The organism is Pedobacter sp., from assembly GCF_035566355.1.
Taxonomy (GTDB): Bacteria; Bacteroidota; Bacteroidia; order Sphingobacteriales; family Sphingobacteriaceae; genus Pedobacter.
In genome coordinates, this window is sequence record NZ_DATMRL010000620.1 from 1 (window position 1) to 9145 (window position 9145).

4 protein-coding genes are annotated in these 9145 nt (G+C 41.7%); 2 read left to right on the forward strand and 2 right to left on the reverse strand.

The genetic code is table 11. The annotated features are described in order from the left end of the window. Positions 1-786: glycoside hydrolase family 36 N-terminal domain-containing protein (locus tag VNZ46_RS24335; RefSeq protein WP_325563475.1), on the reverse strand; the 786-nt coding region annotated here is incomplete at its 3' end. A 195-nt stretch (positions 787-981) separates the two neighbouring features. Then, on the reverse strand, positions 982-4842 hold the full coding sequence (locus tag VNZ46_RS24340; RefSeq protein WP_325563477.1) for a TIM-barrel domain-containing protein: 3861 nt from the start codon (positions 4840-4842) through the stop codon (positions 982-984). 200 nt (positions 4843-5042) lie between these two features. Between VNZ46_RS24340 and VNZ46_RS24345 the strand changes: the two genes are divergently transcribed. Both VNZ46_RS24345 and VNZ46_RS24350 read left to right on the forward strand, forming a co-directional pair. Further along, positions 5043-5945, forward strand: coding sequence for an ectonucleotide pyrophosphatase/phosphodiesterase (locus VNZ46_RS24345; RefSeq protein WP_325563479.1), 903 nt, complete (start codon positions 5043-5045; stop codon positions 5943-5945). 149 nt (positions 5946-6094) lie between these two features. After that, positions 6095-9145: sugar-binding domain-containing protein (locus VNZ46_RS24350; RefSeq protein ID WP_325563481.1), on the forward strand; the 3051-nt coding region annotated here is incomplete at its 3' end.

Genomic DNA, 9145 nt, shown 5'->3' on the forward strand with positions numbered 1-9145 from the left:
CAGCGTATAGTTTGAAGCAAAATTGTTGATGCCCGAAGTAATGCGCAGATAATATTCATCAAAAGTCTCAAATTCTATTTTAAAGTTTCCTGTCCATTCCAGGGAACCGGCAATAACTTCCCCTTCATCCTCATCAGCAGGCTTATTTAAAGAAACCATAAATGAAGAAGAGTGGAGCAGGTTGGCACGGGTGCCCAGTTTGCTGTCCAAAGTTCTGATGCCGTGCAAGAGCTCTTGTTCTTCGCTTTGCATCTCTTTACCCCAGCCACTGTGATGGCTTTTTAGAAAAAACTTCTTTCCCGCTAAGGTTACATTTGCCGAAGCATATTTATTCAATACAATACTGCCTTTTTCCTGATTCGAAATTTCAGCCCATTGCTCTATAACATCTTCCTGATCATAGGTCATATAGTGAAGTACAACTTCCAGGTTATAATGGACATCTTTTAAAACAACAGAGGTTAAAGTTTGGTCATTGTTGATTTTTTTAACCTGATGGCTAACATAGGTTAATACCACAGATTTGTCGCCGTTATAATGGGTTACGGATAAAGCAGGCTCCAATAAATTCAATGAACCGGAAGCGATATAAGCCTCTCGCTTATTATACAGTTCGTCACTGCCTGGTTTATGTTTGTCCAGCGTATTGATTTCTGCGTACTCCTTGGTATTGGCCAGTTTTTTCCCTAAATAACAAGATAATAGAGAATTGTCCTGGTCAGTTTGCAGAATAAGTGCATTGTTTTTAGTTGTGATTTCGATCGTTTGCTGTGCAAAAGTGCCCATTTTTATAAGCAGAATAAAAATTAGGGTTAATATAGTGGATTTCTGGTTCATTAATATAAATATCCTTATTGATTTGTTAACAATTGACCGGATTTTAACCCAGTTCGGTAAGATATTAACCTGATGCTGCTGACCTAAAAAAAAGCCGCCTCATCGTTGATTGATGAGGCGGCTTAAAGGAGTAAAGTGTAAATACTAAAAGCTCACTGTATTCAGGTTTTTATCCACCAAAATGCCATCTAAAGCCTTCAGGTCAAACTTAAGCTTGCGTTTGGCTTTGAACTTAAGGATAAAGATATCCGAACTGCCACTCAGCGCTTCCTTATCGCCCAAGTTCACAAAAGTTGGATATAAAGCCTTAACGCCATTGGTATGTAACCTGTCATAAGTCAGGTTCTCCATTTGTTTCGTGTTTACAGTCTGTACACCTATAAACTCATAATCTTGTGGATTGTATGGTAATGCGAAACTCAAAGCATTCACAGATTTAAGGTTATTGCCTTTTACCTTAATTTCAATGATTTCGTCTTTATTGTAATTCTCTTTTGCCGTACTGATTTCCAGTGAACCGGCTACTTTTTCAATTTTGTTGTCATTAACTCCACCGTCAATTTTAGTAGCCACAAGCGAGATGTCATACGCATCAATCAGATTGTTCTTATTGATATCGCCATTGCTGATATAACCTTCAAAATCCGCATCACCTTTTCTTAAACCGGTGTAATTGGTATAAGAGGTCAGGTCATTCCTGTCTATCAAACGATCATTGTTGATGTCTCCGGGAAGGTAACTCTCCGTACCAGGAACCTTGAACACATACAATTCCCTGCCTGAACCAAAATTACCCACAGCTTCAGCAACGGATAGCTTAATGAAACGGGCGGTAGGATGACTGGCAAAATCAAATACTTTAACCGCATCCGTATTTGCCCATTCAAATGCACCAGCATCTGTCCAGGTTTCTCTGTCATTGCTATAGTATACTTTACCTTTCAGAAGCGTGCCATTTCCTCTTCCTGAACGTGGAAGGTATTGGAATTTATCCAGCTGATTGATTGTTTTAAGATCCATAACCACGTCAAAAGGAACAGCCTTTGTACCCCATTTGGTATGCCAGATATTGCCTTCATCAAAGTCAAATAACTTATCAATTTCAGATTCTTCCTGGTCTTGAGCTGTCGACTGGGCAAGAATATCATGAATTGCAAATTGAAGCGGATTGGATTTAGTGGTTGTTTTAAATTCAGTCCAGTTGGAATGGCCATCTTTGTTTACCGCCCGCAATTGGAAGGAATATGGCGTTTCTGCAGTCAAACCATCAAATAACAAAGTAGTATCCTTAATCGTTGTATAATGCATGCCATTGAAATCTATTTCATAGAAATCAGCATGAGCCACTTTTGACCAGGTTGGTTTTAAGGTATAAGCCTCCCTGTTCTTATCTGAAACTTCGGCATGAAGCGGACTGCCCAGCTGCCCTGATGATACACGTTGCGTATTTAAAGGTTCATATCTGAATCCCTCTATCGTAGCCACAACTGCATTTACAGAAATATCTGTTGCCCCCAGTTTGATCAGCACCTGCGGATTCCTCAGAATCTTCACTTTTTCAAATGCAGTGCCCTTAGTGGCAAACTGGTTAAAGTTTGGAGCCGCATCGTAAAAATACACATTCTGTTTGCTCAGGAATTCCTTCATAGAATTCACTTTAACCAGATTGATGGTATTCTTACCTACTTTTGCAGATACTTTTTTGGGCTCCTGCGATACATTGACCCTAAGTTCAGTAGCTTTGTTTTTAACAAAACCATTGAAATGCCCTTTTGCAGGGTGGATGATAATTTTTGCGCGGTTGTTTTCTACTTCCGATTCAATGAAGCTGGAACTCGCCATGCCAGATTTGTATTGTTCTGTAGTCCCATCATCATCATATTCGGTAAAAGAACTTTTTCCTGAAGGATAAAGCTCGTAGATCCGGATGCCTTTATTGATCTCAGATACATTATTGTTCGGATTGGCCAGCGGAATGATGGCCCCGTTTTTAACGAATATTGGTAATTTCCACAGAGGAGCATCAAAGTTGTTCAGGATGCAATTCCCCGTATATTTTTCTCCGGAGAAATAATCAATCCATGTACCTTCAGGAAGATAGATTCCATTGCGGATGTCATTGCCTTTATCGTCAGATTTAGTAGCCTGATAGATCGGTGCAATTAAGAAATTAGGACCGTACATAAACTGGTACTGCGTTGCAGGCCCCTGGGTATACGCATTTGGATGCTCCAGGAACATAGCCCTGATGATCGGTAAACCATTCACCGCTTCTCTGGCAATACTATAGGTATAAGGGATAAGTTCAGATTTTAGCTTCAGATAATTCCGGTTAATCGACGTAACAGGTTCACCCAAAGCCTGGGGATATTTTTCATTTGCACCCCAGCCATCCATGTTCAGTTGCATTGGCGTAAAGGTTTTCCACTGAAAATCTCTGGTATTGACAATCTGGTTTTTACCACCAAATATGCCATCCACATCAGAAGTGATATTGGGTTGTCCGGATAAACCAGAACCCAAATAAGTAGGGATATGGAAGCGGATGTATTCCCAAACGCCACCCGTCTGATCGCCAGACCAAACCCCTGCATAACGTTGCGTACCCGCCCAGCCATCTAAGGAGATGATGAACGGCCGGCTGTCATTACCATATTTGGTCATGATCTGTGCTACATCCGAAACCCCGTTAAGGCCAAAGGAATAACCTTCACCTACCCAGGCTACATCTGTTTTCAACACACGCACACCGGCGTCTTTTACTTCTTTCAGGATATCCCTTTGCAATAAAGCACTCACTCCAGCTTTAGGATGGAGGTCAGATTGAGTCCATAATCCGATCTCCACCCCATTTTTGCGGGCATAATCGCCTAAACTTTTCAGGTTTTGAATATTTCCGTCTAAAGTGCTGGTTTGTCCATATCCTGCGCCATAGCCATCATTTGGAAGCAACCAGCCAAATGGCATATCATTCTTTTTATACCGGTCAATCACGGCACGGGCAGAAAACTGGTAGTTGTTTTTCTCTCCATTTAAAGATTCCTTAATTCCTCCGTTATCCTTCTGACTTTCTTTATAGCGTTTGCCGTCTTCAAACAAATTTCCTTTTTCGTCAGCTTTCCAGAAATCCCGGTTATATGCATTTAAATGTCCCTCATAAAAACCAAACTTAGGCAGCAGTACAGGATTTCCCGTCAACTGATAAAAGCTGTTTAAAAGTGCTGGTGCTCCATTGCCAACCATGATAAAGACATCCAGGTAATTGGTCTCATGCAGGAGTTTAACTTGTCCCTTTTCTTTGGCACCAAAGTCATATTTTCCTTTTTTAAAGGTATGCCATAAGATTCCGTAGCCCTTAGAAGACCAGTAATAAGGGGTGGGAGAGGCTACTCCGCCATCCGTCCAGCTGTTTTGGTTTTCAATAGAGATCGCTTTTCCCTTATGGGAAAAACGTCCGTTCTGTACACCACCACCATAAAAATATTCCTGCGGATCTTCTTTTAAGCTTAACCCTACTTCAGCTTTTTCAAACCGGACAGGTGCTGTTTCTTCAAGAACCAAGGCACGAGTACCCAGGTTGATGACTTTGAATAAAGTGGTGTTTTTGTCTATCTGGATGGATATCTTATCGGTCGTGATCGTAATCAGGTTATTTTCATCCGTTACATTTAATTTTACCACCTTTTTCCTTGGGTTTGCAACCAGGATTTTAGCCTCAGGTTTAGCCTCGGGATCTCTCATCTGGCCACCAGAATTGTCCTGAAAAAGGCGGAAAATCTGGTCGCTGTAGAAATCAAAAGTCAAATGTTGCTGATCAGAGAACAATACATCAATTGTAGTTGGGTTGATCTTTTTTGCGCTAATAACCTTATGGTCTTTTTGCAGAACCTGTTGAATTGTACTTGGTTTTTGTGCAGCAATTGCCGGAGCATAGGCCGTGAGCACTGTAAAAGCTATAGTTAGCAAAGCTTTATTTTGAGGTTTAGGCATCCAAAATGTTTTCATCGTGATTGTGGTAACAATAATTACTGCCAATATAGAGTTATCTGTTTTCAGTAAACTCAAGAAACATCACACAAACGTTTGATATTGAAAATAATTTAAAAAGAGAGGTATATATGGTTTTCTTTAGTTTGTTAATTAATACTAAACAATGTATAGAATTTGCAAACTATTGTTATTTTTGATTGATATAAACCCGAGTTATGAAGATGTATTTTTTTGGGGTATTAACCCTACTATCTGTTTCCATTACCGCTGTAGCACAAAAGAAACCTGCCCATGTGTTGATTATCGGCCTGGACGGATTCAGCGCAGAAGGATTTAAAGCGGTCAAACACCCTAATCTGGATAAAATGATCGCCGATGGGGTCTTGTCACTAACCACCCGGCCGGTGATGCCATCTGTTACCCTTCCAAACTGGACCAGCCATCTTACCGGATCAGGCCCGGAAGAACACGGCATCACAGCCAACGACTGGACATTGGAAAAACACACCCTGCAGCCTTTGGAAACAGATCCGGACGGCTATTATCCATCCATCTTTAAAGTCTTAAAGGAAGAAGTTCCAAATGCCAGGATCGGTTATTACTATAACTGGAAAGAACTGATCAACCCCATCAACAAGAAATACCTGGATGAAGTATCCTTTGAAGAAAAAGACGAGTATAAGGACAACTATCAAAAAGCCTATGAATTTATGGTGAAAAACAAGCAAAACCCAAGTCTGGTCTTTCTGTACAGTGTACATACCGATCACGCAGGACATGGATTTGGGTGGATGTCTCCTGAATATATAGAAGCAATTGAAGCGGCAGATGTGGCCATAGGCGAACTGCTCGATCAATTAAAAAAAGCGGGTATTTACAAGGATACTCACTTTATGCTGATCACAGATCATGGGGGGATTAATAAAGGCCATGGAGGCATTACGATGAACGAAATGCAGGTGCCATGGGCAATTACAGGCCCGCAAATCAAAAAGCAAGGGATAACTACTGCATTCAACAGCAATAAAAATACAGCCCTGGTACTGGCAAAGATTTTTGGACTCCATAAATTACCTCTGGCCTGGACAGGTGCCGTACCTGCAGGAATATTTAAATAAGCTTATATAAGGCCCTGATTTAAAACAAATCAGGGCCTTTTCTTTTCAACAGAAAATCCATCATTAATGGAATAATGTCCATTAATTTAACTCTTCGCATCATGTAAATTTGTTTTCTGTCCTTGTCAATTCAAGCCTAGATGATCTTTATGATGAAATACTTAACCGGATTTCTTTTTTTTGTTTTAGTCACTCAAACAGGTTTTTCGCAGGAAAGACTTTCTTTAGCTGGCTCCTGGTGTTTTAGGCTTGATCCGGATGGGAAAGAAATGAAACAAGACTGGTATCAAAACCCAAATGTAGAGCACATCCAGCTTCCAGGCACAACAGACGAGGCAAAAAAAGGAACAAAGACCCAGGGTGCCGATTATGGAATTCTATCAAGGGCCTATAAATACATAGGACCGGCATGGTACAGCAGGGAAATTGATATTCCATCTGCCTGGAAAGGAAAAGAAATCGAACTTTTTCTGGAAAGAGTCCTGTGGGAATCTACAGTATGGCTTGACGGAGTGGAATTGTCTAAACAAGATGCACTTGCCGTACCACATATTCATTCTTTAGGCATATTAAAACCAGGAAAACACCGGCTCAGTCTTCGAATCAACAACGACCTGATTTACAATATCGGAGATAAAGGCCATGCCTATACCGAGTATACCCAGAGCATCTGGAATGGCGTAGTTGGTAAAATCGAACTGCAAGCCAAAGCGAAAACACGGTTAACAGATCTGCAGGTGTTTGCTGATGCAAAAAAGAAGCAGCTGGAGTTGAAATTAAAACTCCAGGATGCTGCTCCCATGAATATCGTTTATACGATTGTCGACCTGCAAACCAATAAACTGGTATTCAGCAAGCAACTTAGGCTAAGCAATGAGGTTGAGCAGGTACACCACCTTAAACTGGACTTTCCTGTTAAACTATGGGATGAATTTGAGCCGAACCGTTATCAGATCACGGCCAGGTTGCAGAATAAGAACCAGGTTGAAGTTGATTTTGGTTTTCGGAGCATTAGCCGAAATGCCTCAAAAATTCTGATCAATGATGCCCCTGTATTTATGAGGGGAAATCTGGATTGTGTACATTTTCCGCTAACTGGATACCCTTCCTGCGATGTGACAGAATGGGAAAGGATTTTCAGGATTTATAAATCTTACGGGCTTAACCATGTACGTTTTCACTCCTGGTGCCCGCCTGAAGCGGCCTTTAAAGCTGCGGATAAGCTTGGCATCTATATCCAGGCCGAAATGATATGGATTGACTGGTGGATGACCGAACCACCTAAAGACCGTCCGGATATGCTGACAAAGGGCCTTCCTAAAGGACTTGGTCACAATCCCTCGGCCGATCAGTTTGTACAGGACGAATTGCAGCGGATCGTAGAGGCTTACGGAAATCATCCCTCTTTTACCATGTTGTGTATAGGCAATGAATTGGGAAATTCTGATTTTTCCAAAATGCAGGAATGGATCCGGAAAATAAAAGACAAGGATGCCAGAAGGTTATATGCCTTGTCTACTGCCCGAAAGATCATGCCTGTTGATGATTTCTCCGCTACGCATAATATCCCGAATGCTGGCGGAACGTATGGTTTGAAGGAGGCGGGTACAGATTATGACCTGGAAAAAAACTATTCAAAAAGCAATATCCCAATTATAGCCCATGAGGTGGGTCAATTTCCCGTTTATCCTTTATGGACGGAGATTGATAAATATACCGGCGTACTGAAAGCCCGTAATCTAGAGCTTTGCAAAACCTCTGCTGTGGCGAATGGATTAGAACAGCAAGATGCCGTTTTCCATAAAGCCAGCGGCGCATTACAAAAGGTGTTGTACAAAGCGCTGATTGAAAATTTTTACCGTACACCCTCCTGTGCAGGTTTTCAAATGCTGAGTATGCAGGATTACCAGGGGCAGGGAGAGGCCTTGGTGGGTTGGCTGGATGCATTTTATGATGATAAAGGCACAACAGCAGCTCCTTATTTTAAACAGTATAACAATGAGGTCGTCCCGCTGGCAAGATTTAAAAAATTCATCTGGCAAAATACAGAAGACTTTGTGGCAAAGCTGCAAGTGGCCAATTATGGAAGCAAAGACCTTAAAAATGAACTGAAATGGACACTTACCAATGAAAGTAATCAGTTGCTGGGACAGGGAACAGCAGGTGATGTATTGATAAAAAGGGGAGAGGTGAAACCAGTGGTTGAGGTGCGCCTGCCTTTAACAAAAGTAATGAAGGCAACAAAAGCAAAGTTTGTATTGTCTTTGCCAGGAACAGCCTATCACAATGAATGGGAAATCTGGATCTACCCGGAGCAAGTTCCAGCTCCAACTTCCGGAGCGGTCACAGAGACCGACAGACTCGACGAAAAAACATTGCAGGACCTGCAAAATGGCAAAACCGTATTACTTTACGCTTCAAAGCTTGGTCAGGCGGATGGTTTCAGGCCAGTGTTCTTTGAGCCATTGTTCTGGTCCAATGTGTTTTTTCCAGGCCAGGAAAATACCACTCTGGGTACGTCTGTTAACGCTCAACATCCAGTATTTAATGATTTTCCAACAGACTTTTTTAGCAACTGGCAATGGGAAGCCATCAGTAAAGGAGGGCGGTCGTTTAAACTAAAAAAATGGCCGCAAAATATACAGCCAATGGCGCAGCCGATTAGCGATTTTCACCTCAATGAGAAATTAGGATCACTGTTCGAATGCCAGGTAGGTAAAGGAAAATTACTGGTTTGCGGATACGATGTACAGTCTGCACAGAACCCGGTTGCCAGGCAATTCAGATATAGCTTGCTCAAATATATGTCTGGTGAAGCTTTTAAACCAGAAGTGAGTGTAGACACAGGGCTGCTGAGGGCAACTTTTCCGATGGTTAAGCAAGCGGAAAGCAAGACACCTGTACCCGCGGCTTTTTCTGAGGCTCTGGTATATACAAAGGCAGGAGCAGATGCGCCTGTGCTTAAACGGAATACACAGTTCAAATTTACCGGGATAAAAGATATATGGAAATGGGATGGCAAGGAAGCCTGGTATGGCAAAAAGCTGGAGATGGAAATGAATCCACCCCAGGGTGTTATCGGTGAATTGTATCTTCATTTTGAAGATTGGAATAACGAGGGCCGGGATGCTAAAATATGGGTTGAAGGAAGAGAATTTGCCACTGGGAAACTAGACAAAGCAGGCAAATGGGTAAAATTA

Coding starts and splice junctions, on each gene's coding strand:
- VNZ46_RS24345 (WP_325563479.1), top strand. CDS start 5,043: ATGAAGATGTATTTTTTTGGGGTATTAACCCTACTATCTGTTTCCATT.
- VNZ46_RS24340 (WP_325563477.1), bottom strand. CDS start 4,842: ATGAAAACATTTTGGATGCCTAAACCTCAAAATAAAGCTTTGCTAACT.